Source organism: Streptomyces sp. S4.7 (genome assembly GCF_010384365.1).
Taxonomy (GTDB): Bacteria; Actinomycetota; Actinomycetes; order Streptomycetales; family Streptomycetaceae; genus Streptomyces.
In genome coordinates this window covers 1,798,042-1,824,391 of the sequence record NZ_CP048397.1, presented here as the reverse complement: position 1 = coordinate 1,824,391, position 26,350 = coordinate 1,798,042, and the positions used below count along the sequence as shown (strand labels likewise).

General features: G+C 71.4%; 24 protein-coding genes and 1 riboswitch. Of the genes, 18 read left to right on the top strand and 6 right to left on the bottom strand.

All coding sequences use genetic code 11. The features are described from left to right. Nucleotide 1 precedes the first annotated feature (1 nt). The 5 genes from SSPS47_RS08030 (at nt 2) to SSPS47_RS08010 (ending at nt 6,710) form a co-directional block, all read left to right on the top strand. The gene (locus SSPS47_RS08030; RefSeq protein ID WP_147872559.1) at nt 2-811 is read left to right on the top strand and encodes a c-type cytochrome; all 810 of its coding nucleotides are present in this window, start codon (nt 2-4) and stop codon (nt 809-811) included. Next, on the top strand, nt 808-1,860 hold the full coding sequence (locus SSPS47_RS08025; RefSeq protein ID WP_147872557.1) for a Rieske 2Fe-2S domain-containing protein: 1,053 nt from the start codon (nt 808-810) through the stop codon (nt 1,858-1,860). The genes SSPS47_RS08030 and SSPS47_RS08025 overlap by 4 nt, the downstream gene beginning before the upstream one ends. Continuing rightward, nucleotides 1,857-3,485: a cytochrome b N-terminal domain-containing protein gene (locus SSPS47_RS08020; RefSeq protein ID WP_147872555.1), complete on the top strand. Its 1,629-nt coding sequence runs from the start codon at nt 1,857-1,859 to the stop codon at nt 3,483-3,485. The genes SSPS47_RS08025 and SSPS47_RS08020 overlap by 4 nt, the downstream gene beginning before the upstream one ends. 233 nt (nt 3,486-3,718) lie before the next feature. Continuing rightward, a complete protein-coding gene (trpD, locus tag SSPS47_RS08015; RefSeq protein WP_164249812.1) occupies nt 3,719-4,786 on the top strand; it encodes an anthranilate phosphoribosyltransferase in 1,068 nt (355 codons plus the stop codon). A 184-nt stretch (nt 4,787-4,970) separates the two neighbouring features. Beyond that, a riboswitch (SAM riboswitch) is annotated at nt 4,971-5,088 on the top strand. 254 nt (nt 5,089-5,342) lie between these two features. Beyond that, nucleotides 5,343-6,710, top strand: coding sequence for an aminotransferase class V-fold PLP-dependent enzyme (locus SSPS47_RS08010; protein WP_164249811.1), 1,368 nt, complete (start codon nt 5,343-5,345; stop codon nt 6,708-6,710). A 38-nt stretch (nt 6,711-6,748) separates the two neighbouring features. On the opposite strand, the gene SSPS47_RS08005 is transcribed toward SSPS47_RS08010, so the two are convergent. Both SSPS47_RS08005 and SSPS47_RS08000 read right to left on the bottom strand, forming a co-directional pair. Next, nucleotides 6,749-7,030, bottom strand: a complete 282-nt coding sequence (locus SSPS47_RS08005; protein ID WP_147872550.1) for an Lrp/AsnC ligand binding domain-containing protein — start codon at nt 7,028-7,030, stop codon at nt 6,749-6,751. Continuing rightward, on the bottom strand, nt 7,027-7,737 hold the full coding sequence (locus SSPS47_RS08000; RefSeq protein WP_147872548.1) for a rhomboid family intramembrane serine protease: 711 nt from the start codon (nt 7,735-7,737) through the stop codon (nt 7,027-7,029). Before SSPS47_RS08000 ends, SSPS47_RS08005 begins: the two co-directional genes overlap by 4 nt. A 174-nt stretch (nt 7,738-7,911) precedes the next feature. On the opposite strand from SSPS47_RS08000, the gene SSPS47_RS07995 reads away from it, so the two are divergent. From SSPS47_RS07995 to SSPS47_RS07975, 5 genes are all read left to right on the top strand, one after another. Further along, entirely contained in the window at nt 7,912-8,154 is a 243-nt protein-coding gene (locus SSPS47_RS07995; RefSeq protein WP_147872546.1) for a hypothetical protein, read from the top strand. A gap of 35 nt (nt 8,155-8,189) precedes the next feature. Continuing rightward, the gene (locus SSPS47_RS07990; RefSeq protein ID WP_164249808.1) at nt 8,190-9,551 is read left to right on the top strand and encodes an NYN domain-containing protein; all 1,362 of its coding nucleotides are present in this window, start codon (nt 8,190-8,192) and stop codon (nt 9,549-9,551) included. A 335-nt stretch (nt 9,552-9,886) separates the two neighbouring features. Next, entirely contained in the window at nt 9,887-10,912 is a 1,026-nt protein-coding gene (locus SSPS47_RS07985) for an NlpC/P60 family protein (protein WP_147872543.1), read from the top strand. A 277-nt stretch (nt 10,913-11,189) separates the two neighbouring features. Continuing rightward, nucleotides 11,190-12,218 (top strand): C40 family peptidase, encoded by a 1,029-nt coding sequence (locus SSPS47_RS07980; RefSeq protein WP_164249806.1) that lies wholly within the window; start codon nt 11,190-11,192, stop codon nt 12,216-12,218. A gap of 481 nt (nt 12,219-12,699) precedes the next feature. Next, nucleotides 12,700-13,953: a hypothetical protein gene (locus tag SSPS47_RS07975; RefSeq protein ID WP_164249805.1), complete on the top strand. Its 1,254-nt coding sequence runs from the start codon at nt 12,700-12,702 to the stop codon at nt 13,951-13,953. 76 nt (nt 13,954-14,029) lie between these two features. Here SSPS47_RS07975 and SSPS47_RS07970 read toward each other — a convergent pair whose 3' ends face one another. Further along, nucleotides 14,030-15,361 (bottom strand): glycosyltransferase family 87 protein, encoded by a 1,332-nt coding sequence (locus SSPS47_RS07970; RefSeq protein WP_164249803.1) that lies wholly within the window; start codon nt 15,359-15,361, stop codon nt 14,030-14,032. Nucleotides 15,362-15,469: 108 nt separating this feature from the next. On the opposite strand from SSPS47_RS07970, the gene SSPS47_RS07965 reads away from it, so the two are divergent. After that, nucleotides 15,470-16,624, top strand: a complete 1,155-nt coding sequence (locus tag SSPS47_RS07965; RefSeq protein ID WP_164249801.1) for a glycosyltransferase family 4 protein — start codon at nt 15,470-15,472, stop codon at nt 16,622-16,624. 101 nt (nt 16,625-16,725) lie between these two features. Here the strand turns inward: SSPS47_RS07965 and SSPS47_RS07960 are convergent, their stop codons facing one another. Continuing rightward, nucleotides 16,726-18,522: an AMP-dependent synthetase/ligase gene (locus tag SSPS47_RS07960; protein ID WP_164249799.1), complete on the bottom strand. Its 1,797-nt coding sequence runs from the start codon at nt 18,520-18,522 to the stop codon at nt 16,726-16,728. Nucleotides 18,523-18,797: 275 nt separating this feature from the next. On the opposite strand from SSPS47_RS07960, the gene SSPS47_RS07955 reads away from it, so the two are divergent. From SSPS47_RS07955 to SSPS47_RS07930, 6 genes are all read left to right on the top strand, one after another. Further along, nucleotides 18,798-19,628 (top strand): metallophosphoesterase, encoded by an 831-nt coding sequence (locus SSPS47_RS07955; RefSeq protein ID WP_164249797.1) that lies wholly within the window; start codon nt 18,798-18,800, stop codon nt 19,626-19,628. Between the two features lie 100 nt (nt 19,629-19,728). After that, on the top strand, nt 19,729-20,217 hold the full coding sequence (locus SSPS47_RS07950) for an SRPBCC family protein (RefSeq protein WP_078077750.1): 489 nt from the start codon (nt 19,729-19,731) through the stop codon (nt 20,215-20,217). A gap of 41 nt (nt 20,218-20,258) precedes the next feature. Continuing rightward, nucleotides 20,259-21,491, top strand: a complete 1,233-nt coding sequence (locus SSPS47_RS07945) for an ArsA family ATPase (protein WP_164254441.1) — start codon at nt 20,259-20,261, stop codon at nt 21,489-21,491. An 88-nt stretch (nt 21,492-21,579) separates the two neighbouring features. Next, complete coding sequence (locus tag SSPS47_RS07940) at nt 21,580-22,056, top strand: DUF5304 domain-containing protein (RefSeq protein WP_164249795.1); 477 nt, start codon at nt 21,580-21,582, stop codon at nt 22,054-22,056. A 66-nt stretch (nt 22,057-22,122) separates the two neighbouring features. Beyond that, nucleotides 22,123-23,064, top strand: a complete 942-nt coding sequence (locus SSPS47_RS07935) for an ROK family glucokinase (RefSeq protein WP_147872527.1) — start codon at nt 22,123-22,125, stop codon at nt 23,062-23,064. A 143-nt stretch (nt 23,065-23,207) separates the two neighbouring features. Continuing rightward, a complete protein-coding gene (locus SSPS47_RS07930) occupies nt 23,208-23,954 on the top strand; it encodes an endonuclease/exonuclease/phosphatase family protein (protein ID WP_164249793.1) in 747 nt (248 codons plus the stop codon). A 50-nt stretch (nt 23,955-24,004) separates the two neighbouring features. Here SSPS47_RS07930 and SSPS47_RS07925 read toward each other — a convergent pair whose 3' ends face one another. Together SSPS47_RS07925 and SSPS47_RS07920 are read right to left on the bottom strand one after the other, a co-directional pair. Further along, complete coding sequence (locus SSPS47_RS07925; RefSeq protein ID WP_164249791.1) at nt 24,005-24,694, bottom strand: hypothetical protein; 690 nt, start codon at nt 24,692-24,694, stop codon at nt 24,005-24,007. After that, nucleotides 24,687-25,466: an alpha/beta fold hydrolase gene (locus SSPS47_RS07920; protein ID WP_164249789.1), complete on the bottom strand. Its 780-nt coding sequence runs from the start codon at nt 25,464-25,466 to the stop codon at nt 24,687-24,689. The genes SSPS47_RS07925 and SSPS47_RS07920 overlap by 8 nt, the downstream gene beginning before the upstream one ends. A 145-nt stretch (nt 25,467-25,611) precedes the next feature. Between SSPS47_RS07920 and SSPS47_RS07915 the strand changes: the two genes are divergently transcribed. Further along, on the top strand, nt 25,612-26,316 hold the full coding sequence (locus SSPS47_RS07915) for a lysophospholipid acyltransferase family protein (RefSeq protein WP_147872519.1): 705 nt from the start codon (nt 25,612-25,614) through the stop codon (nt 26,314-26,316). Nucleotides 26,317-26,350: the final 34 nt, after the last annotated feature.

Here is a 26,350-nt window from a genome sequence, read left to right as displayed (position 1 = left end):
CGTGAAAAAGCTCTCCGCACGACGACGCCATCCGTTGGCGGCGGTCGTCGTCCTACTCCTCGCGCTGGCGGCCACCGGGGGGCTGTACGCCGCGTTCGCGCCCGCGGGCAAGGCACAGGCAGACGACACCGCCCAGTCCCTCGCCATCGACGAGGGCAAGAAGCTGTATGCCGTGGGCTGCGCCAGCTGCCACGGCGTCGGCGGTCAGGGCACGTCCGACGGTCCGTCGCTGACCGGCGTCGGCGCCGCCGCCGTGGACTTCCAGGTCGGCACCGGCCGGATGCCGGCGCAGCAGCCCGGCCCGCAGGTTCCGAAGAAGAAGGTCATCTACGACCAGAAGGAGATCGACCAACTCGCGGCGTACGTCGCCTCGCTCGGCCCCGGGCCCTCGGTCCCGACAGCCAAGCAGTACAACCCGGAAGGCGCGGACTCCGCCAACGGCGGTGAGCTGTTCCGCTCCAACTGCGCCCAGTGCCACAACTTCGGCGGTGAAGGCGGCGCTCTGACGAACGGCAAGTATGCGCCGGGGCTTGAAGGGGTATCGCCCAAGCACCTGTACGAGGCAATGCTGACCGGTCCGCAGAACATGCCGTCGTTCCCCGACTCGACGATGCCCGAGCAGGAGAAGCGGGACATCATCGCGTACGTCGATGCGGTGAACGGTGACGAGTCCTCGAACCCCGGCGGACTCAAGCTCGGTGGCATCGGGCCCGTCAGTGAGGGCCTGTTCTCCTGGATCATCGGTCTGGGCGCACTGATCGCAACTGCCGTCTGGGTCGCGGCGCACACCGCTAAGGCCAAGAAGTCATGAGTAGCAACCGGATTTCAGACGAGAACCTGCCGAGTGAGCAGGAGCCGGCACACGGCGAGGTGGAGCGCGCGGAGGACCCCTTCGCCGACCCCGGACTGCCGGCCCACCGGCCGCGCATCCAGGACATCGACGAGCGGGCGGCCAAGCGCTCCGAGCGCGCGGTGGCCTTCCTCTTCACGCTGTCGATGCTGGCCACGGTCGGCTTCATCGCCTCGTTCGTCGTCTTCCCCGTCGACAAGATCGTGTACATCTGGCCGTTCGGCCACGTGAGCGCGCTCAACTTCTCGCTGGGAATGACGCTCGGAGTCGCCCTCTTCGCCATCGGCGCGGGTGCGATCCACTGGGCGCGCACGCTGATGAGCGACGAGGAGATCGTCCAGGAGCGCCACCCGATCGAGGCGACCCCCGAGGTCGCCGCGCAGGCGAAGAGGGACTTCCTGATCGGCTCGGCGGAGTCCGGCTTCGGGCGCCGCAAGCTGATCCGCAACACGATGTTCGGTGCGCTGGCCATGGTGCCGCTCTCCGGCATCGTCCTGCTGCGTGACCTCGGCCCGCTGCCTGAGGACAAGCTCCGCAAGACGTTCTGGAAGAAGGGCTTGCTGCTCATCAACCAGAACACGAGCGAGCCGCTGCGTCCCGAGGACGTCACCGTGGGGTCGCTGACCTTCGCCCAGCCCGAGGGGCTGGACGAGCACAATGAGAACTTCAACAATGAGATCGCCAAGGCGGCTCTCATGATCGTTCGCATTCAGCCCGAAGACATCAAGGACAAGCGCGAACTCGAGTGGTCGCACGACGGCATCGTCGCGTACTCCAAGATCTGCACCCATGTCGGCTGTCCCATCAGCCTGTATGAGCAGCAGACGCACCACGTGCTCTGCCCGTGCCACCAGTCCACCTTCGACCTCTCCGACGGCGCCCGCGTCATCTTCGGCCCGGCCGGTCACGCGCTTCCGCAGCTGCGGATCGGTGTGAACGGCGAGGGTTACCTCTACGCGCTCGGCGATTTCGACGAGCCCGTCGGTCCGTCCTTCTGGGAGCGCGGATGAGTACTGCGACTGACGAAAAGAACCGCAAGGCACCCGCTGGAGAGCGGGTCGCCGACTGGGCCGACGGCCGCCTCGGGATCTACGGCGCGGCCAAGGGCATGCTGCGGAAGGTCTTTCCGGACCACTGGTCGTTCATGCTGGGCGAGGTCGCCCTGTGGAGCTTCGTCGTCATCATCCTCACGGGTGTGTATCTGACGCTGTTCTTCCACCCGAGCATGAACGAGGTCGTGTACGAGGGCAGTTACGTACCGATGCAGGGTGTCCGGATGACCGAGGCGTACGCCTCGACCCTGGACATCAGCTTCGACGTCCGCGGTGGTCTGCTGATCCGGCAGATCCACCACTGGGCCGCGCTGATCTTCGTGGCCGCGATGTTCGTGCACATGATGCGTGTCTTCTTCACGGGCGCGTTCCGCAAGCCCCGTGAGATCAACTGGGTGTTCGGCTTCCTGCTGTTCTTCCTGTCGCTGTTCACCGGTCTCACCGGTTACTCGCTTCCGGACGATCTGCTGTCGGGCACCGGTGTCCGCTTCGCGCAGGGCGCGATCCTGGCCACACCGATCGTGGGCACGTACATCTCGATGTTCCTGTTCGGCGGGGAGTTCCCCGGCCACGACATCGTGGCGCGGTTCTACTCCATCCACATCCTGATTCTTCCGGGCATCCTGCTCGGACTCGTGGTGGCGCACCTGATCCTGGTCTTCTACCACAAGCACACGCAGTTCGCGGGCCCCGGCAAGACCAACAACAACGTGGTCGGCGCGCCGTTCCTGCCGATCTACATGGCCAAGGCCGGCGGGTTCTTCTTCCTGGTCTTCGGTGTCATCACGATCATCTCGGCCATCGCCACGATCAACCCGGTGTGGGCCATCGGCCCGTACCGCCCGGACCTGGTCTCCACCGGAGCACAGCCGGACTGGTATCTGGGCTTCTCCGAGGGTCTGATCCGTGTGATGCCCGGCTGGGAGATCAACTTCTGGGGCCACACGCTCGTCCTGGGTGTGTTCATCCCGCTGATGATCTTCCCGCTGGTACTGGTGGCCCTCGCGGTCTACCCGTTCATCGAGTCCTGGATCACCGGCGACAAGCGCGAGCACCACATCCTGGACCGGCCGCGCAACGCGCCGACCCGGACCGCCTTCGGCGTGGCGTGGCTGACCCTGTACTTCATCCTGCTCATCGGTGGCGGGAACGACATCTGGGCCACCCACTTCCACCTGTCGATCAACACGATCACCTGGTTCATCAGGATCGCGTTCTTCGTCGGCCCGGTCATCGCGTTCGTGGTCACCAAGCGGATCTGCCTGGGACTTCAGCGCCGTGACGCCGAGAAGGTGCTGCACGGACGTGAGTCCGGCATCATCAAGCGGCTGCCGCACGGTGAGTTCGTGGAGATCCACCAGCCGCTCAACCAGGGCGACCTGCACACGCTCACCGCTCACGAGCAGTACAAGCCGGCCGAGATCGGGCCGACTGTCGACGAGAACGGTGTCCGGCGCAAGACGTCCCCGGCGGAGAAGGTGCGGGTCAAGCTGAACAAGGGCTACTACGGCGAGGGAAGCCAGATCCCCAAGCCGACGGCCGAGGAGTACAAGGAGATCACGAGCGGCCACGGCCACCACTGATCGAGCACCACCGTACGTGTCGGGCCCCGGCCCGGTCCCCTTTCGAGGGACCGGGCCGGGGCCCTCGTACATGGGCGTGCGTACGGAGCGTGGGCCGCCCGGGCCACGCTCCGTACATACCGCTGTCCGTACTACGGGCGGCGGGTCTCGGATCGCGGGCGGCGCGGATAGGCTGACGCCTGGCAGCACGGGCAGCACGGCGGTGCGCCCGTCCACAGACCCCAGGAGCGAGCATGAGCAGCGCTGTTACACCGGCCGGAGGCGACACCCTGGCGGCGCGTTCCTGGCCGGGGGTTCTGAACCCGCTGCTGCGCGGCCAGGACCTCGACGCCGTCGACACGGCCTGGGCCATGGACCGCATCATGAGCGGCGAGGCCACCGACGCGCAGATCGCGGGCTTCGCCGTCGCGCTGCGCGCCAAGGGCGAGACCGTGGAGGAGGTCTCGGGACTGGTGCGCGCCATGTACGAGCACGCCAACACCATCGAGGTGCCCGGCGCCACGGTCGATGTCGTCGGCACCGGCGGTGACCTGGCCAAGACCGTCAACATCTCCACGATGGCGGCGATCGTGGTGGCCGGGGCGGGCGGCAAGGTCGTCAAGCACGGCAGCCGCGCGGCCTCTTCCGCGAGCGGCGCCTCCGACGTGCTGGAGAAGCTCGGCGTCAATCTGGAGCTGACGCCGCAGCGGGTGGTGGAGGTCGTCGAGGAGGCGGGCATCACCTTCTGCTTCGCGGTGAAGTTCCACCCGGCGCTGCGTTACGCGGCCAAGGCCCGCAAGGAGCTGGGCGCGCAGACCACGTTCAACATCCTGGGGCCGCTCACCAACCCGGCGCGGGTCCGCTCCCAGGCGGTGGGTGTGGCGGACAGCCGGATGGCGCCGATCGTTGCCGGTGTGCTCGCGGAGCGGGGCAACTCCTCGCTCGTCTTCCGCGGCGACGACGGTCTGGACGAGCTGACGACGACGGCCACTTCACACGTATGGGTGGTTCAAGACGGCCGGGTGACCGAGGAGACCTTCGACCCGAGGGACATCGGTCTGGAGCTGGTCCCGATCGAGGCGCTGCGGGGTGCGGACGCCTCGTACAACGCGGACGTCGCGCGCAGGCTGCTGGCCGGCGAGACCGGCCCCGTACGGGACGCGGTCCTGCTGAACGCGGCGGCGGCGCTGGTGGCGCTGGAGCCGGGCGACGGCACGCTGAACGACCAACTCGCGGCGGGCATGGCACGGGCGGCGAAGGCGGTCGACTCGGGCGCGGCGAACGCGACGCTGGAACGCTGGGTGACGGCGAGCAACGCGTAAGGGCCCGCGGCCGGCTCGGGGGCCTCGGCCGGGCTTGCCGGCCCGCCCGCTCGGCTCGCGCGCCACGGTTGTCCTCGACCGCCGACGGCTGCGTTCGCAGCCAGTCCGGCGATCGAGGACGCCGACGTCCCGTATCGCGGACGCCGTCCGGGCCGGTGCGTGTCCGTGGGGTAATCTCGGCCCAGGTCATGAGTGACAGCGACTACGGCCCCGGCCCGCTGTCCGGCAACCCTCCGTCCGTGGCGGGGTGCCCCGGGTGAAGACCAGGCCGCAGGCAGCGAGGTCTGCGGCAAGCGCGGACCCCTGGACATCGTTCGGATGTCGTCATCCCTGGGGTCCTGGTCCTCAAGGGAGCAGTCTCGTGAGCAAGCGAATGCGATAGGGCCTTCGGCCCGCTCCCGGTGCGTTCCGCGCCGGGCACAGGGCCCGAGCCCTCCTCAGTGAGCCCCACCCCCCAGGTGAACCCGTACGCCGTCACGGCATCCGCCGTCGCGACGACGCGTCCCCTGCCGGGTCCTGATGCCGTTTCCGCCTCGTCCTGCCGGGAGATACCGCCATGTCCGTACCCACCGACGCCCTCGACCGCACCAGCACCGACCGGCCGCTGCCCGTACTCGGATGTGAGGTCACCGTCCCCCTGGTCACCGGCGGTGAAGTCACCTACGCCGCCCTCGACTACGCGGCCAGCGCCCCCGCCCTGCGCCGGGTCTGGGACGACGTCGCCGCCTACGCCCCGTACTACGGCAGCGTCCACCGCGGCGCCGGATACCTCTCGCAGCTCTCCACCGACCTGTTCGAGAACGGCCGCCGCACCGTCGCCGCTTTCCTCGGCTGTCGCGAGGACGACCAGGTCGTCTTCACCCGGTCCACCACCGACTCGCTCAACCTGCTCGCCGCCGCGCTGCCCGCCGGCTGCGAGGTGTTCGTCTTCGAGACCGAGCACCACGCCTCGCTGCTGCCCTGGCGCGACGCCCGCGTCAGCTACCTCGACGCGCCCCGCACCCCCGGCGAGGCCGTCGCCACACTGGAGCGCGCCCTCGCGGGCCGCGACCCGAAGGGCCCCGCTCTGGTGTGTGTCACCGGCGCGTCCAACGTGACCGGTGAGCTGTGGCCCGTACACGAACTGGCCGCCGCCGCGCACGCCCACGGCGCGCGCATCGTGCTCGACGCCGCGCAGCTCGCCCCGCACCACCCCGTCGACATCGCGGAGCTGGACGTGGACTGGGTGGCCTTCTCCGGGCACAAGCTCTACGCGCCGTTCGGCTCCGGTGTGCTCGCGGGCCGCGCCGACTGGCTGCGGGAGGCGGAGCCGTATCTCGCCGGTGGCGGCGCCAGCCGCAAGGTCGCGCGCCGCGCCGACGGCGGTGTGGACGTCGAGTGGCACACCACCGCGGCCCGGCACGAGGCCGGATCGCCGAACGTCATCGGGGTGTACGCGATCGCCTCGGCCTGCAAGGCCCTGACCGAGGCGGGATTCGACCGGCTCGTCGAGCGGGAGCAGGAGCTCGTCGCGCGGGTGCGCGCGGGTCTCGCCGAGGTGCCCGAGGTGCGGGTGCTCTCACTCTTCGGTGACGACGCCCCGCGGGTGGGCGTCATCTCCTTCGTCGTCGACGGCTGGAACAGCTCGCACTTCGCCGCCGCGCTCTCGGCGGAGTACGGCATCGGTGTACGGGACGGCCTGTTCTGCGCCCACCCGCTCGTGCGGACCCTGCTGGGCGGCGACGCCGGGGACCCGGGGGAGTGCGGCGCGCCGGACGCCGGTCCCGGTGAGAGGTCGCTCAACGCGATCCGGGTCAGCTTCGGGGCCGGTACGCCGGACGAGCACGTGGAGCGGTTCGTCGGCGCGGTCAAGGAGCTCGTGAGGGACGGGGCGCGCTGGAACTACCGTACCGAGGACGGCCGTTGCGTCCCCGACCGCGGCTGACGCGGACCGGGCCTGCCCTCACGGGCAGGCCCCGGGCGTCAGGCGTCGAGGCCGATCGCGAAGGCGGTCTCCAGGTCGTGCTGGGAGTACGTGCGGAACGCGACGTGCGTGTCCGTGGCCTCGACGCCGGGGATCTTGCTGATGCTGCCGGGGATGACGTCCGCCAGATCGTCGTGCCTGGCGACGCGGACCATGGCGATGAGGTCGTAGGTGCCGGTCACGGAGAAGACCTCGCTGACGCTCTCCAGCGCGGCGATCGACTCGGCGATCTCGGGGATCCGGTCGACGCTGGTCTTGATGAGCACGATCGCGGTGATCACGGTTGACGTTCTCCCTCGGTGGCCGCGGAACGGAACTTCACTCTAGCCGTACGGCGGAAAAGCACCCACGCGGCGACGAAGCCGAGCGCGAAGCCCACCAGATGCGCCAGATAGGCGACGCCCGGGCCCGGCTTCGCGTTGTGGGCCGCCAGCCACTGGAGGGCGAACCAGAAGATCAGGACGATCCAGGCGGGAAAGCGCAACGGCAGGAAGAAAAGGAACGGAAAGAGGCTGGTGACGCGCGCAGTGGGAAGGAGACAGAGGAAGGCGCCGAGCACGCCGGAGATCGCGCCCGACGCGCCCACCAGGGTCTGGTCGGAGTCCGCGTTCGCCGCCGCGTAGGCGAGCAGGGCGAGATAGCCGCAGACGAGATAGAAGAGGGTGAACCGCACCCGTCCCATCCGCTCCTCGGCCATCGCCCCGAAGACGTAGAGGAAGAGCAGGTTTCCGAGCAGATGGAGCCAGCTTCCGTGGACGAAGAGTGCGGTGAGAGGGGTGAGGAGCGCGTGGGAGCCGCCGCTCATCAGCTCGTCGGGGATCACGCCCCAGCGCTCGAAGTACGCGCTCTGCGCGGCGAGCAGGGCGTCGCCCGTTCCGTACGCGGCGTTGAACCCCGAGAGCGGGCTGGTCAGGAAGGCCAGAGCGCACAGGCCGATCAGACCGTAGGTCACGACCGGCGCACCGGCCGCCGCGCGCCAATTGATCATCCAAGGATCATCCCGTACGCGGACAGACGGGTACGGACCGCCTCGCCGCGACACGCGATACGCGGGAGGCCGTAGGGTTACGGGCGCGTCTTCCGCGCTCCGGCGCCGCACCGGGGTACGGCGCGGCAGGCTCGACAGCACGACAGCAGCCCCCGACGAAGGAGAGACGGCACGATGACGACGGTTCCCTTGCCGACCGAGGCCACGAGGTGGCGCTGCACGCTGTGCGGCAATCTCACCCGGTTCGACGTCACACGGTCCTCCAAGGTGGTGGAGTACGTCCATCTGGACCTGGCCGGGGAGTCGAAGATCGAGGAGCGCGACGTGGTCAGTGAGACCATCGAGTCCGTCCGCTGCCGCTGGTGCAACGCGGTGGATCAGATCGAACTGGTTGACAGGCCGGGCGCCGGTTCCTGAGGGAGCCGCCCGAAAGGGTAGTGGGGTGACGGATCGTGGAGCAGCCCGCAAGTGGCGCTGAGCCGGCCGATGCGGCCGGCGGCGACGCCGAGGCGCTCGACAGGCCGCTGCCCGAGGGAGTCCGGCGCCGGGTCGTGGCGCTGGTCTCCGACGCCTTCGGCGGGCTGACCGTCACCGAACTGCCCGCCCAGCTACGACAGTACGCGCGCTTCACGCCGAACAGGCGCGCCCGGTTCGCGGGCAACGCGATGGCGGCGGCCCTGGAGAGCGACCCGATCTTCCGGCAGCGGATCGGCGAGCGGTTCGCCCAGGCGGATCCCGAGCTGGCGGCGGCCGTGGAGTCGGGCTCGCCGCCGCCTGCCGCCGACCCCATAGACGTGGCCGCCGCCGCGTACGTCCTGCGTCCGGTCGGCTGGGTGAAGCTGGTGGCCGCCGCGGGCGAGGAGGTCCAGCGCGCCGACGCCGAGCGTGTCGATGAGGAGAACCGCCGCGAGCTGGAGCGGCTGCGCGAGGAGCTGGCACAGGCCCGCGCCACGACGAAGGCCGAGACGGAGCGCCTCCGTACGGAGCTGGACGCCGCCCGCAGGGAGGCCGAGTCCGCGCAGCGCAAGCTGCGCGGTGCCCTGAGCGATGTGAAGCGCGGCGAGGCCGCCCTGCGCCGTGCGGCGGCCGAGACCGAGACGGTCCGCGCGGAGGCCGCGGCGCAGGTGTCCGCGGCGGAGAGCGAGACGCGCCGTCTCAAGGCCCGGCTCACGGAGGCGGAGTCGGCGGTGGAGTCGAGCCGCCGGGCCGCCCGCGAGGGGCGCTCGGTGGAGGACATGCGGCTGCGGCTGCTGCTGGACACCGTCCTGGAGTCGGCGCAGGGGCTGCGGCGCGAGCTGGCGCTGCCGCCGGCCGCCGCGCACCCCGCCGATCTGGTGGACGCCGTGGAGCCCGGCCGGATGTCTCCCAAGGACGTGGCGGCCCGCGCGCTGTCCGACATGGACCCGGCCCTGCTGGACCAGTTGCTGGCGCTGCCGCAGGCGCATCTGGTCGTGGACGGCTACAACGTCACCAAGACCGGCTATCCGACGATGCCGCTGGAGAAGCAGCGGCTGCGGCTGCTCGGCGGGCTGGCGATGCTCGCGGCGCAGACGGGCGCCGAGATGACGTGTGTCTTCGACGGGGCCGAACTGGCCGCCCCCGTACTGCTCGCGCCGCCGCGCGGGGTGCGGGTGCTGTTCTCCAAACCGGGCGTGACGGCGGACGAGTTGATCCGCCAGCTCGTACGGGCGGAGCCGCCGGGGCGTCCCGTGGTGGTCGTCTCCACCGACCGTGAGGTCGCCGACGGGGTGGCGCGGGCCGGTGCGAGACCCGTGGCGTCCGCCTTGCTGCTGAAGCGGCTTTCGCGCGTCTAGTAACTCCTGTGGCCAATGCGGCATTTGCTCACCCAATGTCGCATCAGAGTGTCAATTGTTCGTCACTGTCAGTGCGATGTATGTGAAGAAACCACTCCGCGGTGAAATTTTTCCCTTCAGGATTTGAACTGATCACAAGAAGGTCACTAAGGTCGGGCCTCGAACCTTCGCGCGGTTGATCACCCATCCGGGGTGGCGGCGAAGGAACCGCCGAATTCGTGTAGTTCAGTCCGGTCCCACCGGATTCCCGGCCCGCCGGGAAACTGACTCACGGAGCCGGGGATCAACTCCCCGACACCCGGTAGGCGGCTCTGAGGAAGAAGGAGATCGCCTTCGTGGCGTCCCACCGTCGTCCCAAGCAGCCGAGCCGCGCCCGCGTGACCGTGCTCTCCGCGACCGCAGCCGCAGCTGTCGCCCTGACGTCCCAGGCCGCGCAGGCCGACCCCAAGCCGTCCAAGGAAGACGTCAAGGAAAAGGTCGACAAGCTCTACCACGAGGCGGAGGCGGCGACCGAGAAGCACAGCGGCGCCGAGGAGAAGGAAAAGAAGCTCGAGAAGCAGGTCGAGGCGATCCAGGACAAGGTCGCCCGCGGCCAGGACGAGCTCAACGAGCTGCGTACCGGCCTCGGTTCGATGGCCAGCGCCCAGTACCGCTCCGGCGGCATCGACCCGGCGCTCCAGCTCTTCCTCTCCTCCGACCCGGACGACTATCTGGACAAGGCCTCCGTGCTCGACCAGATGGGCACCAAGCAGGTCGGCGCCCTGGAGAAGATCCAGGCCAAGCAGCGGACGCTCGCGCAGCAGCGCAAGGAGGCGTCCCTCAAGCTGAAGGACCTCGCCGACACGCGCACGGAGCTGGCGAAGAAGAAGAAGGACGTCCAGACCAAGCTCAACGCGGCGAACAAGCTCCTCAACACGCTGACCGCCGAGGAGCGCGCGCAGATACAGGCGGACGACGCCGAGCGCGCTGCCCGCGGCAACGAGCGTGCCAACCTGGGCAACGAGGCGGCCTCTTCGGGCCGCGCCGCCGCCGCGCTGGCCGCCGCCAAGACCCAGCTGGGCAAGCCGTACATCTCCGGTGCCGAGGGCCCCAACTCCTACGACTGCTCCGGGCTGACCCAGTGGGCCTACGCCCAGGCGGGCGTGAGCCTCACCCGGACCACCTACACGCAGGTCAACGACGGTGTGAAGATCGGCCGCGGCGAACTCGCCCCGGGCGACCTGGTCTTCTTCAGCGGACTGAGCCATGTCGCGCTGTACGTCGGCAACGGCCAGGTGATCCACGCCCCCAAGCCGGGCACCGTGGTGCGGTACGAGGCCATGGAGTGGGCCGGCAGCTTCCAGTTCGGCGTCCGCGTCTGACACGTCCGCCGCACGGACGCGCGGGAGCACGTAGGAACATCTCACGGAGGCGACCGCGACCGCCCGTTCGGGCGAACTCCGGTTGCTCCCGCTGACGCACGCCCCGCCGGTGACCTGTGATCTCCGGCGGGGCATCACTGTGTGTGCCCGGCGCGGCCTTTGGTCACTGCGTGTCCGCGCGGTTACTCTCTGCTGCGCCGCAGCTCCGGCCATGGTTCCGCCCGTCGGGCGGCAGGGGCTGCGTGGTTGCGTCCAGCGGAAGGAAGTGCGGCTTCCTGTGGTGTCCCACCGTCGTTTCTCACACCCCGGCCACAGCCGCGGCACCCGGGTCACAGTCCTCTCCGCCGCCGCGGTCACGGCGGCGGCAGCCCTCGGGTCGGTACCGGCGAGCGCGGACCCGCGCGACAAGACCGAGGCGACCCGGTCGACCGTCGACCGGCTGTTCGAGGAGGCCGAGAAGGCCACCGAGCGGTACAACGAGGCGGACGAGCGCGCCGACGCGCTGCGTGCACGGGTGGACCGGCTGCGGGACAGCACCGCGCGGGGCCAGGAACGGGTGAACCGCATGCGCGGCGCGCTCGGTTCGATCGCCGGCGCCCAGTACCGCTCCGGCGGCGTCGACCCGGCGCTCGCGCTGCTGCTCTCCTCCGACCCCGACAACTATCTCGGCCGGGCCGAGGCCCTCGACCGGGTGAGCGACCGTCAGGCCCTGGCGCTGCGCGAGATCGGGCAGGTCCAGCGCAAGCTCGGCCGGCAGCGCGAGGAGGCGACCGAGGACCTCGCCGAGCTGGAGCGCAGCCGGGCCGCCGTCGCCCGCCACAAGCGCACCGTCGAGGCGAAGCTGGCCGAGGCGCGGCGGCTGCTGAACTCGCTGCCCGACGCCGAGAGGGACGCCGACCGGGCCTCGCGCTCGGGGCGCGACGGCGCCCCGATGTCGCTCGGCGGCCTGGCACCCGCGTCGGCCCGCGCGGCGGCGGCCGCGCGCGCGGCCCGCGGGGCCGTCGGCCTGCCGTACGTGTGGGGCGCCAACGGCCCCTCGGGGTTCGACTGTTCGGGTCTGACCCAGTGGGCGTACGCGCAGGCCGGGGTCTCGCTGCCGCGTACCTCGCAGGCGCAGCGGTACGCCGGACAGCAGGTGCCGCTCTCCGAGGCGAGACCCGGCGACCTGGTCGCCTACCGGGACGACGCCAGCCACATCGGGATGTACATGGGCAACGGCCAGGTGGTCCACGCGCCCTACCCCGGCGCCTCGGTCCGCTACGACCCGGTCGGCATGATGCCTGTCTCGTCGGTCACCCGCGTCTAGGCCCTGTCCGGCGGATCTTCGGGGATCAGCCCGCGGCGGCCGGTGCGGTGCATCGCGTGGCGGAGACCGGCCGTACTCGGCCGAGTCCGACGCGGGGGGCACATCCCGTGCCCCCTCGGGGGCTACGGGGGAGAGGTGCCGTGCCGGGCAGGACTTTGAAGACAGGCCCTGGGGCACGTCGTCCCTGTGGTGCCGGACCCGCGAGCCCAGGCACCGCGCTCGCCGCACCGGCGCGGACAGCGCCCGCCGCGCGGCGGGCGCGCCCCGGTCCGGCCCGTTCGGGAGTGCGCCCTGGGTCCGTCCGGCGGAGTTTCGTGGGTGCGCGAGGCGTCGACGGCGGAGCGCGCCGCGGTGGGGCCCCGCCTCGAACGGCGCGGGCGCGCCCCGGTCCGGCCCGGTCCGCCGGACGGGGCCTCGTGCCGGCGTCGGTGCCGACGCGGTGTCGGGACTCGTCCTCGCGGCGCCACGTACGATCGGCCGGGTGGCAGGTCAGGGACGTACGGCTCGGAGACGTGCGGCGGGTCGTGGACGTACGGCCCGCCGGGGCGCGGTGGTCGCGCTGCTCGGGTGTCTGCTGATCGCCTCCGGCTGCTCCGCGCCCCCGGTGGCCGACGCCGCCACCCGCGACATCCAGCAGACCCTCGACCACCGGGCCGACGCCCTCCTCGACCGCGACGAGAGCGGCTATCTGGCCGCAGTGGACCCAGCGGCCGGTGAACTGCTCGCCGCCGAGCGCCGGACGTACCGGAACCTCGTCGACGTACCCGTGCGCTCCTGGGAGTACCGGCTGCGGGACGTCGAGCGCTCCGGCACCCGCGCGAGCGCGCGGGCCGAGCTGCGCTACCGGCTGGAGGGCTACGACACCGCGCCCGTCACCTCGTCCCGCACGCTGGAGCTGACGGAGCGGGACGGGCGCTGGTACGTGACGGCCGACCGGCCCGGCGACAGGGGCGTGCAGCAGCTCTGGCAGCAGGGCGCCGTCGAGGTCGTCCACGGCCGGCGCAGCCTGGTCCTCGGCGTCGGCCAGGACAACGCCCGGCTCCGCGAGATCGCCGCCGCGGCCGACGAGGCGGTGCCCGCGGTGGACGAGGCGTGGCCGGGCGAGTGGTCGGGCCGCGTCGTCGTGCTGGTGCCCGCGTCGGTGTCGTCGATGGCCGGTCTGCTGGGCGCCTCGGCGGGGAGCTACCGGGGCATCGCCGCCGTCACGACCGGTGGGACGGGGGCGAAGGGCTCCTCACCGGCGGACCGGGTGATCGTCAACCCCGACGCGTACGGCGTGCTCGGCGACTTCGGGCGCCGGATCGTCCTCACCCACGAGACCACCCACGTGGCGACGCGCGCCGCCACGTCCGATGCCACCCCCATGTGGCTGTCGGAGGGCTTCTCCGACTGGGTCGCCTACCGGGGCAGCGGCCGCACCGACGGACAGGCCGCGCCGGAACTCGAACGGTCCCTGCACCGCGGCGCCCTGCCCGCCGCGCTCCCCGAGGACGCGGACTTCGCCTTCGACGCGGAGGCGGACGAACTGGCGCGCGCGTACGAGGGCGGGCGCCTCGCGTGCGATCTGATCGCCGAGCGGTGGGGCGAGGCGCAGCTGACGGACTTCTACCAGGCGGTGGGGGAGCGGGAGCACCGCGAGGGCGCCGTGGAGAGCGCGATGAACGACGTGCTGTCGGTGACGCCCGACGAGTTCGGCGCGCTGTGGCGGGACTACGTGCGCGAGCGGCTGCGCTGAGCGGTGCGGGGCGCCGACGGGCCCGTACGGCCCCCATGGCACCCACAGGGGGCCGTGCCGGGCCTCTGCCGGGCCCTCAGGAGCCGAGAAGCCGGTAGGTGTCCTCCTTGTCGCCCCGCGCTCCCACGGCCCCACCGGGGGCCGCGTCCGCCGCCTCCTCGCGCCCGCGAGGCCGTGGCGGGGGCACCGTCCCGCGCCACAGCCGCCCGCACGCGGTGAGCGCCGCGGCCACCAGCAGCCCGTTGCGTACGACGAGCAGGGTCACCCCCAGCGGGTCGCTCGCCGTCACGTGCGAGAAGAACAGCGGGAATTCGAGCGCCGTCACCGCACAGGCCGCCACCACGAGCACCGCGGGCGGCGTCATCGGGCTCGATCGCGCCAGCAGGCACACGGCGGCCAGGCCCACCAGCCAGATCATGTACTGCGGGCTGATCACCCGGCTCGTGACGGTGAAGAGCAGGACGGCGACGAACGCCGCGTCGCACAGGGTGCCCGGCGTGAACGTCCGTGCCCGCAGCCGCCAGACGAGCAGCCAGCCGAAGGCGGTCACGCTGAGGACGAGAGCGAGGGCGCTGACGAGCGGGACGTAAGGCCCGCGGAACTCCACCGAGCCGTAACTGAACATCACGGCGCCGTCCCAGCCGAGATGCCGGGCCACATGGAAGACCAGCGCGCCCAGCGACTCGACCTCGGTGCCCCGGTCGCGCTGCGCGGTGAGGAAGTCCAGCGCGCCCGGCAGCGCGGCGGACACCACGGCCAGCAGCGCGAGGCCCGTCACGGCGGCGGCGGACCAGGACAGCCGGGTGGCCCGGCCACGCGGCGTACCGATCAGCAGAAGCACCGGCCACACCTTCAGCAGCGCCCCGAACCCCGCGAGCGCGCCCAGCAGTTGGGGCCTGCGGAGGCCCACCAGCAGCGCGCACACGGCGACGGCGGTCACCATCAGGTCGTAGCGCGCGTACACGGTGGGCCCGAGCAGGGCCACTCCGGCCACCCACACCCACACGCCGCGCACCGAACGTCCCGGGCGCCGGCTCGCGCGCAGCAGCAGCCCGAGGACCAGCGCGTCGCAGACCAGGCACAGGGTGAAGAACGCGGTGGCGTAGCCCAGGAAGGGCAGCAGGGCGGGGGAGAGGATCGCGAACGCGGCGGCGGGCGGGTACTGCCAGGTGACGTCGGAGCGGGGGAAGGTGCCGGTGAGCAGGACGTCGTACCAGCCCTGATAGGTCACCGAGACGTCCGGCGTGACGTCGACGCCCGGCGGCAGCACGACCTTGAGGACCCAGAGCATCAGTACGGTCCTGGTGAGCAGCCATACCGCGATCGGCCCGAGCAGGGTGAGCGCGCCGCCCTCTCCGGCTTCTCCGGCCGCCCCGACATGGGTGCGCGTCCTGTCCCCGACCGCCATGAGCACCTGCCCGTTCTGTCAGATATATGGATATGCGTGGCGGAGCCATCATGCGGGGGGACGGGCGCGGGAGCGGTGAGGCGGGGCCGTTCGGTACTGTCGGCGACGATGCACAAGACCTTGATCGTGACGAACGACTTCCCGCCCCGGCCCGGTGGCATCCAGGCGTTTCTGCACAACATGGCGCTACGGCTGGACCCCGGGGAGATCGTCGTCTACGCCTCCACCTGGAAGCGTGGCGCCGAGGGTGCGGAGGCGACGGCGGCCTTCGACGCCGAGCAGCCCTTCACGGTCGTGCGCGACCGTACGACGATGCTGCTGCCGACCCCGAGGGTGACCGGGCGGGCGGTGGGACTCCTGCGTGAACACGGCTGCGAGTCCGTGTGGTTCGGCGCCGCGGCCCCGCTCGGTCTGATGGGGCCCGCGCTGCGCCGGGCCGGTGCCCGGCGGATCGTGGCCACCTCGCACGGCCACGAGGCGGGCTGGGCGCAACTGCCCGCGGCGCGGCGGCTGCTGCGCCGTATCGGCGAGGGCACGGACACGATCACCTACCTCGGCGAGTACACCCGCTCACGTATCGCCGCCGCGCTCACCCCGGAGGCGGCCGGGCGCATGGCCCAACTGCCGCCCGGCGTCGACGACAAGACGTTCCATCCGGCGTCGGGCGGTGACGCGGTGCGCGAGCGGCTGGGGCTCGCGCACCGCCCCGTCGTCGTCTGCGTCTCCCGGCTGGTGCCGCGCAAGGGGCAGGACACGCTGATCCTCGCCATGCCGGCGATCCTGGCGAGGATCCCGGACGCCGTGCTGCTGATCGTCGGCGGCGGACCGTACGCGAAGGAGCTGCGGAAGCTGGCGGCGGAGACCGGGGTCGGCGACTCCGTACGTTTCACGGGCCCCGTGCCCTGGTCCGAACTGCCCGCCCACTACGGCGCCGGCGACGTCTTCGCGATGCCCTGCCGTACCCGCCGCGGCGGCCTCGACGTGGAGGGCCTGGGCATCGTCTACCTGGAGGCGTCCGCGACGGGGCTCCCGGTGGTCGCGGGCGACTCCGGCGGCGCGCCGGACGCGGTGCTGGACGGCGAGACGGGCTGGGTGGTGCGCGGCGGCCCCGCCGCGGTCGCGGCCGAGGAGTCGGCGGACCGCATCGTGACACTGCTCCGGGACCCCGAACTGCGGGAGCGGATGGGCCGCCGGGGCCGCGCATGGGTCGAGGACCGCTGGCGGTGGGACCTGCTGGCAACAAAGCTGCGCACGCTCCTGTAGGAGGCGCTTCGTCACCCATCACAGCCGGCCGCAGTTCCAGCCGGTCCGGCGATCGAGGACGCCCCCCGCCGCCCGGCGGACCCCGCACCCCACGGACGTGACTACGCGCGGTAGATCGACTCGATCTCGTCCGCGAAGTCCTTCGCCACCACCCCGCGCTTCAGCTTCAGTGACGGTGTGATGTGCCCCGCGTCCTCCGTGAACTGCGCGGTCAGGACGCGGAACTTGCGTACCGACTCCGCCTTCGAGACCGCCGCGTTGCCGTCGTCCACCGCCTGCTGGACCGCCGCCAGCAGATCCGGGTCGTCGTGCAACGACGCCGCCGTCGAGCCCACCGGTTTGCCGTGGTCCCTGGCCCAGTGGGCCAGGAACTCCTCGTCGATCGTCACCAGCGCGCCCACGAACGGACGGCCGTCGCCGACCACCATGCACTCCGCGACCAGCGCGTGCGCGCGGATACGGTCCTCGATCACCGCGGGCGCGACGTTCTTGCCGCCCGCCGTCACCAGGATCTCCTTCTTGCGGCCGGTGATCGCGAGATACCCGTCCTCGTCGAGGGTGCCGATGTCACCGGAGTGGAACCAGCCGTCGGCCAGCGCCTCCGCCGTCGCCGTCTCGTTGTTCCAGTACCCCGTGAACAGGTGTTCGCCGTGCAGCAGCACCTCGCCGTCGTCGGCGATGCGGATCACCGAACCGGGCAGCGGCTGCCCGACCGTGCCGATCTTCTGCCGGTCCCACGGGTTGAACGCGGTGGCCGCGCACGTCTCCGTCAGGCCGTACCCCTCCAGCACGGTGAAGCCGATGCCGCGGAAGAAGTGCCCGAGCCGTTCACCGAGCGGGGCCCCGCCGGAGATCGCGTACTCACCCCGGCCGCCGAGGACCGCCCGCAGTTTGCGGTACACGAGCGCGTCGAAGACCTTGTGCCTGACCCTGAGCCCGACGGACGGACCCTGCGGGCCGCTCAGCGCGCGGCTGTACCCGATCGCCGTGCTCGCCGCGCGGTCGAAGATCTTGCCCTTGCCGTCCGCTTGGGCCTTCGCCCGCGCCGAGTTGTAGACCTTCTCGAAGACGCGCGGCACCCCGAGGATCAGCGTCGGCCGGAACGAGGCCAGCTCCGTGGTCAGATCCTTGATGTCCGGTACGCAGCCGAGTTTGATCGGCGCCATCACCGACGCCACCTCGACCAGCCGTCCGAAGACGTGCGCGGCGGGCAGGAAGAGCAGGACGGAACACTCGCCCGTACGGAACAGCGGCTTCAGACGCTCCACCACGTTGCCGCACTCCGCGAAGAAGGCGCGGTGCGTCAGCACGCAGCCCTTCGGGCGGCCGGTGGTCCCCGACGTGTAGACGATCGTCGCCGGGTCGTCGGCCTTCGCCGTCGCGCTGCGCTCGTCGACGACCGACTCGGGGATCTCCGCGCCGGCGGCGGTCAGTTCCGCCACACAGCCCTTGTCGAGCTGCCAGACGTGCCGCAGTTCCGGCAGCCCGTCGGAGACGGACCGCACCGCGTCGGCGTGCGCGTCGGACTCCACGACGATCGCGGCCGTGCCCGAGTCGCCGAGGATCCACTGCACCTGCTCGGCGGAGCTCGTCTCGAACACCGGCACGGTGACCGCGCCCGCGCTCCAGATCGCGAAGTCGAGCAGCACCCACTCGTACCGGGTGCGGGACATCAGGGCGACGCGCTCACCGGGGCGGATGCCGGACGCGATCAGCCCCTTGGCCACCGCTCGCACCTCGGAGAGGAACCGGGTGGCCGTGACGTCCGTCCACACACCGGCGACCTTGCGGCCGAGGACCGCGACATCGGGATGCTGAGCGGCGTTGCGGCGGATGAGATCCGTCAGGTTGCCGTCCGAGGGGACCTCGTACAGGGCCGGAAGGCTGAACTCGCGCAAGACTGCTGCTCCTCGTCGGGCGCCGGGGACACGGCACTGTGCCGAACCGGCTGCGGTCCACATCGGGCAGGTGCTCTCGGGGGCGAGCACGACTGGACTGCCCGGACGTTACCCATCGGTACTCGGTTCCGGATAGGGGGGCCAGGCGAGATGTTCCCCGCGTCACACGTTGACGGTCCTTCGCGCAGAGTAGTCCACGGCTGTACGAAGGTGTCGGTAAGCGCAGGTCCGGACCCCTCTACACAGCGGGAAGGCGGCGATCTAGGGTGAGCGGCATGCGCGGTGGCGGGAACAGTGGCGGGAATGACGGCGAGAACGGCGGGAACGCCCGCGCACGCACCCGTGTCCACGTCGTCAGCGACGTGCACGGCAACGCCCGGGACCTCGCCACGGCCGGCGACGGCGCCGACGCCCTGATCTGTCTCGGCGACCTCGTCCTGTTCCTCGACTACGCCGACCACTCCCGCGGCATCTTCCCCGACCTCTTCGGCGAGGAGAACGCCGACCGGATCGTGGAGCTGCGCACTGCCCGCCGCTTCGACGAGGCCCGTGAGCTGGGCCGACGCCTGTGGGCAGCGCTGGCGACCGACCGGGACACCGCAATCGAGTCGGCGGTGCGCCGCCAGTACGCCGAGATGTTCGCCGTCCTCCCCGATCCGACGTACGCCACCTACGGCAACGTCGACATCCCCGCCCTCTGGCCCGAGTACGCCGGACCGGGCACGACCGTTCTCGACGGCGAGCGGGTCGAGATCGGCGGACGCGTCTTCGGCTTCGTCGGCGGTGGCCTGCGCACCCCCATGCGGACCCCGTACGAGATCTCCGACGAGGAGTACGCGGCCAAGGTCGAGCGGCTCGGCGAGGTCGACGTGCTGTGCTCGCACATACCGCCCGAGGTGCCGGAGCTGACGTACGACACCGTCGCCCGCCGCTTCGAGCGCGGCAGCCGCGCGCTGCTGGACGCCATCGAGCGGACGAAACCGAGGTACGCGCTCTTCGGCCATGTCCACCAGCCGCTCGCCCCCCGGATGCGCGTCGGCTCGACGGAGTGCGTGAACGTCGGGCACTTCGCGTCCACCGGACGGCCCTGGGCCATGGAATGGTGACCGGCGGGCACGCGATAGCCTGCACGCTGCACGGCCGGTACCGGTAAGCATGGCCGTCGCCCCGCTGCGCCGGGGGGACACCATCTGGAGGAGCACGTCGATGGCGGAACACACCAAGTCGAGCATCACGATCGAGGCGGCACCCGCCGACGTGATGGGCGTGATCGCCGACTTCGCCCGCTATCCCGAGTGGACCGGCGAGGTGAAGGAGGCCGAGGTCCTCTCCACCGACGCCGAGGGCCGCGCGGAGCAGGTCAGGCTGGTGCTCGACGCGGGCGCCATCAAGGACGACCACACCCTCGCGTACACCTGGACCGGCGGTGACGAGGTCAGCTGGACGCTGGTCAAGTCCCAGATGCTGCGCTCGCTCGACGGCTCCTACCACCTCGCGCCCGCGGGCGGCGGCGAGCGCACCGAGGTCACCTACCGGCTGACCGTCGACGTCAAGATCCCGATGCTCGGCATGATCAAGCGCAAGGCGGAGAAGGTCATCATCGACCGCGCCCTGGCCGGTCTGAAGAAGCGCGTCGAGAGCGCCCCCGGTGGCGGCGCCGGATCCGCCGGAGCGGCCGAGACTCCCACCGTCTGATGACGGAGCACGCGCGAGGCACGGCGCCGGCCACGGGCGGCATGCGAACGGTCCTGGTCACCGGACCCGGCGGCGCGGGCCGCAGCACGGTCGCCGCGGCGACGGCCCTGGCCGCCGCCCGGCGCGGCAGCCGCACGCTGCTGCTCTCCGCCGACCCGGCGGGCCCCGGCGCCGTACTGGGCGCGGACACCGCCCTCGCCGTGGAACCGGCCGAGGTGACGCCCGGCCTCTGGGCCGCGCGCGTCGACCCGGCCGACTACTTCCGTACCGAGTTCCTCGCCCTCCAGGACCGCGCCGCCACCGCGCTCGACATGCTCGGAGCCCGGCGCCTCGACGGCGAGGAGCTGACCGAGCTGCCCGGCAGCGAACAGTTCGCCCTGCTCCAGGCGCTGCGCCGGGCCTCGGCCGGTGACTGGGACGTGCTCGTCGTCGACCTGCCGCCGCTGCGCGACGCCCTGTCCGTGCTCGCCCTGCCCGAGCGGCTGCGCCTGCTGCTCGGGCGCCTCCTGCCGGCCGAGCGGCAGGCCGCGCGTGCGCTGCGGCCCATGATGGCGCAGCTCGCGGGCGTACCGATGCCCGCCGGCTGGCTGTACGGCGCCGCCGCCCGCAGGGACGAGGAACTGGCCGCCGTCCAGGCGCTGATCGGGGCCCGCACCACGACCGTACGGCTCGTCGCCGAGCCCGGCCCGGCCGCCGGGGACGCCCTGCGCGTGGCCCGCGACGGGCTCGGCCTGTACGGGCTGCGCGTCGACGCCCTCGTACCGAACAAGGTCCTGCCGACCGATTCGTCCGACGCCTGGCTCGCGACGCTCACCGCCCAGCAGCAGAAGTGCCTGGACGGGTGGAGCGAGGAGTACGGCTCCGCGTGGCCGCTGCACGCGGTGCGCCACCTGGGGCGGGACCCGCGCGGACTCGACGACCTCGATGATCTCTCCGGGCCGGGAGGTCTCGGCGGTCCCGCTGATCCGGACGACCTCGCCGAGCGGGCGCCCGACGCGGATCCGGGGCCGCACGCCGATCCGTGGTGGGTCGAGGACCGCCGGGAGGAGGACGGCCTGCTGGTGTGGTCCCTGCCACTGCCCGGCGCCGAGAAGGCGGACGTCGGACTGGTGCGGCGCGGCGACGAACTGCTCCTGACCGTGGGCCCGTTCCACCGCATCGTGCCTCTGGAGGCCGCCCTGCGGCGCTGCACCGTCTCGGGCGCCGCGCTCACGGACGGTGTCCTGAAGGTCCGATTCACGCCGGAGCCGGGCCTCTGGCCGCGCACACCCTGAACGTCCCAGCCGGGTTCAGGTACCGTCGAAGGTACACAGCCTCCGGTCCGCCCCGGACGAGGCACCTTGCCCGATGCGGGAGTAACCCATGAGCGATGCCACCGAGCGTCCCGCCGCCGACCCGGACGCCTGGGCCACGGCCTGCGCCGAGGACCTGGCCGCCGAGAAGGCCCGCCGCCGCGCCGTCCACGGGACGCCGCCCGGCTCGGCCTCCGAAGAGCTGCGCCGATTCGTCGACGCCGTGGCCGACAAGGTGTCCTCGTTCCAGAGTCCGCTCCTCGGAATGGCCGCACAGGGCGCCGTCCAGCAGTTCATCAATCAGGCCAAGTCCGCGGTCGAGCCGGTGATCGACCGCAACCCGGACATCTTCGACCACCTCGCCGCGGCCGGGAACGAGCTGCTCGCGGCCTACCGTTCCGCCGTCGAGGGCGACGAGCGCCGCTGGACCCGGGGACCTGACGTACCGCCCGACAGCAACCTCAAGAAGTCGGACGAAAAGGCCAACGACCCCTCGGATCCCCGCGATGAGGGCCCCACCCCCGGCAACCGCATCGACCTGGACTGACCAGCAGCAGGCCCGCCCTCGGGTACGGTTGGCCGCAGCGGGGCTCGACCGAAAACTGAGGGACACATGGGACTCACCATCGGCGTCGACATCGGCGGCACGAAGATCGCGGCGGGCGTGGTCGACGAAGAGGGCACGATTCTCGATACGCACCAGGTGCCCACCCCGCCGACCGCCGAGGGCATCGTCGACGCGATCTGCGCGGCCGTCTCCGGCGCCGGCAAGGGACACGACATCGAGGGCGTCGGCATCGGCGCCGCCGGCTACGTCGACGACAAGCGCGCCACCGTCCTCTTCGCGCCGAACATCGACTGGCGTCACGAACCGCTCAAGGACAAGGTCGAGCAGCGGGTCGGAATGCAGGTCGTCGTGGAGAACGACGCGAACGCCGCCGCCTGGGGCGAGTACAAGTTCGGGGCCGGACAGGGCCACGAGGACGTCATCTGCATCACGCTCGGCACCGGCCTCGGCGGCGGCATCATCATCGGCAACAAACTGCGCCGAGGACGCTTCGGCGTGGCGGCGGAATTCGGCCATATCCGGGTCGTTCCCGACGGGTTGCTGTGCGGCTGCGGCAGCCAGGGGTGCTGGGAGCAGTACGCGTCGGGGCGCGCCCTCGTCAGATACGCGAAGCAACGCGCCAACGCCACACCCGAGAACGCGGAGATCCTGCTGCGCCTCGGCGACGGCACACCCGACGGCATCGAGGGCAAGCACGTCAGCGCCGCCGCCCGCGAGGGCGACCCGGTGGCCGTCGACTCCTTCCGGGAGCTGGCCCGTTGGGCCGGCGCGGGCCTGGCCGATCTGGCCTCGCTCTTCGACCCGTCGGCGTTCATCGTCGGCGGCGGTGTGTCGGACGAGGGCGAACTGGTCCTCGACCCGATCCGCAAGTCCTTCCGCCGCTGGCTGATCGGCGGCGCGTGGCGTCCGCACGCCCAGGTCCTCGCCGCCCAACTGGGCGGCAAGGCAGGGCTGGTGGGCGCCGCGGACCTGGCCCGCCAGGGCTGAACGGCACGGCCCGCCCGGCGACGCCCGCGAGGCGTCGTTCATCAGGACGATCACGCCCGCCGCGCCCCTCGGGGGTGCGGCGGGCGTTGGCCTATCGTGGTCCGGTGACGACTCCGGTGAGTGGACAGGGTGGACCCGTCCCCATGATTTCGCTGCCCGACTCCCGTACCGAGCCCGACGGTTCGGCCGTGATCCGCGTGCTCAGCTACAACATCCGCTCCATGCGAGACGACACCGAGGCGCTGGCCCGGGTGATCCGGGCGTGCGAGCCCGACCTGGTCTTCGTCCAGGAGGCGCCGAGGTTCTTCCGCTGGCGCAAGCGGGCCGCGTGGCTGGCCGCCAGGACCGATCTCGTCGTCCTCAGCGGCGGCGGTACGGCGGCGGGGCCACTGCTGCTGTGCTCACTGCGCGCGACCGTGGAGCGTACGGAGGACGTCCTGCTGCCGCTGACACCCGGTCTGCACCGGCGGGGCTTCGCCACGGCGGTCGTACGGATCGGCGGCGCCCGTATGGGGCTGCTGAGCTGCCATCTCAGCCTCCAGACCGACGAGCGCCTCGCCCAGACCGGGATGCTGCTGGACCGGGTCGGCACGATGGGCGCACCGCACACGATCGTGGCCGGTGATCTCAACGACCGGCCCCGGGGGCGTTCGTTCCGCCGACTGGCCGGAGCGCTTCAGGACGGCTGGGCTGTCAAGCCCTGGGGGAGCGAGTACACCTCCACGCCCGCCGATCCGCACCAGCGCATCGACGCGATCTTCGCCACCGAGGGTGTCGAAGTGCTCGGCTGCGGTGTGCCGTTGGGCCTGCCGGGCATCGAGGAGAGGGATCTGCGGGCGGCCACGGACCACCTTCCGGTGCTGGCCGCCCTGCGCGTCCCCGCGTCCTGAAACCGCCTCAGGGGGAGTGGGGTTGAGACCGCGTCAGGTCCGACAGGCCGTCAGACCACCGCGCCGCGGCCCGGATCGTCGTCCTCCTCGTCACCGTGCTGCATCCGCGCCACCAGCGTGACGAAGCCGCCCAGGAAGCCGCCGATACAGACCGTCGTCAGCCACCAGGTCATCTCCCACTGCAGCAGCACGGCCAGGAGCATGAGCACCGGTCCGCCGATCACGGCGAGCCAGGCGAACTTGGCCGTGACGTCGGCCTCGGGCAGCGGCGGCGGCTCCGGCGGTACGAAATGGCCCTCGTCCCCGTCGCCGAGGTCGTCGTCCTTCGGCTCCGGCATCACATAGTCGCGCGGGCCCGCGCCGCCGACGCCGGGCGCGAAGACGATCGAGCCGCCGAGCGAGGGCTTGTCGGGCTTGGCGTCCGGCTCGTGCTCCCGGTCGGGCTCCTCGACCGCCTCGTCATCCGCTTCGGCCGCGCCCGGAGCCTTGGCACCCGGCCCTGCGTCCGACCGGTTCACCGGCCCGAGGTCCGCCTTCGTGGTCCCGGACTCCTTGTCCTTGGGCGGAGACGGATCCGACCTGTTCCGGTCGCTCTCCAGGAGCGCCAGGTCCTCGACCGACTTGAAGGGCTTGGCACCCGGCGGATCGGCCGGCTCCTCCCCGTAACCCGCGACGATCGCCGCCCAGGCGGCGTCCTCGTCGATCGGCTGCGGCTCGCGGTCCGCGTCATGCTCAGCCACCGGTTGTGCTCCCCTTCTTCCCGACGCTCGGAGCGAGTCGGCCGATGAACGCGTGACTCTCTTCGAAAATCCGCTCCGCATCGTGGTCCAACGTCGCCACGTGGTAGCTCTGTTCCAGGACGACCTCACGGATGTCGGTCGACGAGACACGGCCGAGGATCCTCGCCGAGTCCGCCGGGGGCACGACATGGTCGCGCGGGCTGCGCATCAGCAGCAGCGGCTGGGTCACCTGGGGCAGCTCCCCGTCCACCAGCCTAAAGAAGTTCCGCAGTGAGTGCGCGGCGTGCAGCGGGACCCGGTCGTAGCCGACCTCCTCGCTGCCCGCCAGCGCGATGTCGCTGCGCAGGCCCTTCGTCGTCCGCACGAGATGGCGGGCGACGGGCAGGGCGTACGCCGAAAGGCCGTGCACCCTGTTAGCCGGGTTGACGACGGCGACACCCGTGACCGCGTGCCCGTGCTTGGCCGCGAGCCGCAGCGCCAGCGTCCCGCCCATGGAGAGACCGAAGACGAAGACCCGCTCGCACCGCTCGCCGATCTCCCGCAGCGCCCGGTCCACCTCCGCGTACCAGTCCTGCCAGCCGGTGATCTGCATGTCCTCCCAGCGGGTGCCGTGCCCGGGGAGCAGCGGCAGCGACACGGTGAGGTCCCTGGCGGCCAGATACTCGGCCCAGGGGCGCAGCGACTGCGGGGAACCGGTGAATCCGTGACAGAGGAGGACGCCGACATCTCCGCCCTCGTGGCGGTACGGCTCGGCTCCAGGAAGGACCGGCACAGGGTCTCCTGTTCGTGAGTCTCGAAGTGGTACTTCACCGTACGCGACCGGGCCGACACCGACCAGAGCCGTCGGCGCCCCGTGACGGAACCCGCGCGCCCCCCTCGGGTTAAGGTCGGTCGACAGCACACAGGAGGCACCCGAGTTGATCTACGGCGCGATGAAGTTCTCCATCGGAGGATCGCTCAAGCTCGCTTTCAGACCTTGGGTGGAGGGCATCGAGAACATTCCCGAGGAGGGGCCCGCGATCCTCGCGAGCAATCATCTCTCGTTCTCGGACTCGTTCTTCCTCCCCGCGGTACTGACCCGGAAGGTCACCTTCATCGCCAAGGCGGAGTACTTCACCTCGCCGGGTGTGAAGGGGCGGCTCACGGCCGCGTTCTTCAAAGGAGTAGGCCAGCTCCCGGTCGACCGCTCCGGAGCGCGCGGGGCGGGCGAGGCGGCCATCAAGAGCGGCATAGCGGTACTGGAGCGCGGCGAACTCTTCGGCATCTACCCCGAGGGCACCCGGTCGCCCGACGGCCGGCTCTACCGGGGCAAGCCCGGCGGCCTCGCGCGCGTGGCGCTCGCCTCCGGAGCGCCCGTGATCCCGGTCGCCATGATCGACACGGAGAAGATCCAGCCGCCGGGCACGGTGATGCCGAAGCTGATGCGGCCGGGGATCAGGATCGGTGAGCCGCTGGACTTCAGCCGGTATCAGGGCATGGAGGGCGACCGCTTCATCCTGCGCTCGCTGACCGACGAGGTCATGTACGAGATCATGAAGCTCTCCGGCCAGGAGTACGTCGACATCTACGCGACGGCGGCCAAGCGCAGGATCGCCGAGGAGTCGAAGGCGAAGGCGAGTTGAGAAGTGTCCCGTCCGGCCGCCGGGGCCGACGGGA

Coding starts and splice junctions, on each gene's coding strand:
- SSPS47_RS08010 (WP_164249811.1), top strand. CDS start 5,343: ATGTCCGTACCCACCGACGCCCTCGACCGCACCAGCACCGACCGGCCG.
- SSPS47_RS07955 (WP_164249797.1), top strand. CDS start 18,798: ATGCGCGGTGGCGGGAACAGTGGCGGGAATGACGGCGAGAACGGCGGG.
- SSPS47_RS07995 (WP_147872546.1), top strand. CDS start 7,912: ATGACGACGGTTCCCTTGCCGACCGAGGCCACGAGGTGGCGCTGCACG.
- SSPS47_RS07945 (WP_164254441.1), top strand. CDS start 20,259: ATGCGAACGGTCCTGGTCACCGGACCCGGCGGCGCGGGCCGCAGCACG.
- SSPS47_RS07970 (WP_164249803.1), bottom strand. CDS start 15,361: ATGGCGGTCGGGGACAGGACGCGCACCCATGTCGGGGCGGCCGGAGAA.
- SSPS47_RS07950 (WP_078077750.1), top strand. CDS start 19,729: ATGGCGGAACACACCAAGTCGAGCATCACGATCGAGGCGGCACCCGCC.
- SSPS47_RS08025 (WP_147872557.1), top strand. CDS start 808: ATGAGTAGCAACCGGATTTCAGACGAGAACCTGCCGAGTGAGCAGGAG.
- SSPS47_RS08000 (WP_147872548.1), bottom strand. CDS start 7,737: ATGATCAATTGGCGCGCGGCGGCCGGTGCGCCGGTCGTGACCTACGGT.
- SSPS47_RS07965 (WP_164249801.1), top strand. CDS start 15,470: ATGCACAAGACCTTGATCGTGACGAACGACTTCCCGCCCCGGCCCGGT.
- SSPS47_RS08020 (WP_147872555.1), top strand. CDS start 1,857: ATGAGTACTGCGACTGACGAAAAGAACCGCAAGGCACCCGCTGGAGAG.
- SSPS47_RS07935 (WP_147872527.1), top strand. CDS start 22,123: ATGGGACTCACCATCGGCGTCGACATCGGCGGCACGAAGATCGCGGCG.
- SSPS47_RS07940 (WP_164249795.1), top strand. CDS start 21,580: ATGAGCGATGCCACCGAGCGTCCCGCCGCCGACCCGGACGCCTGGGCC.
- trpD (WP_164249812.1), top strand. CDS start 3,719: ATGAGCAGCGCTGTTACACCGGCCGGAGGCGACACCCTGGCGGCGCGT.
- SSPS47_RS07930 (WP_164249793.1), top strand. CDS start 23,208: ATGATTTCGCTGCCCGACTCCCGTACCGAGCCCGACGGTTCGGCCGTG.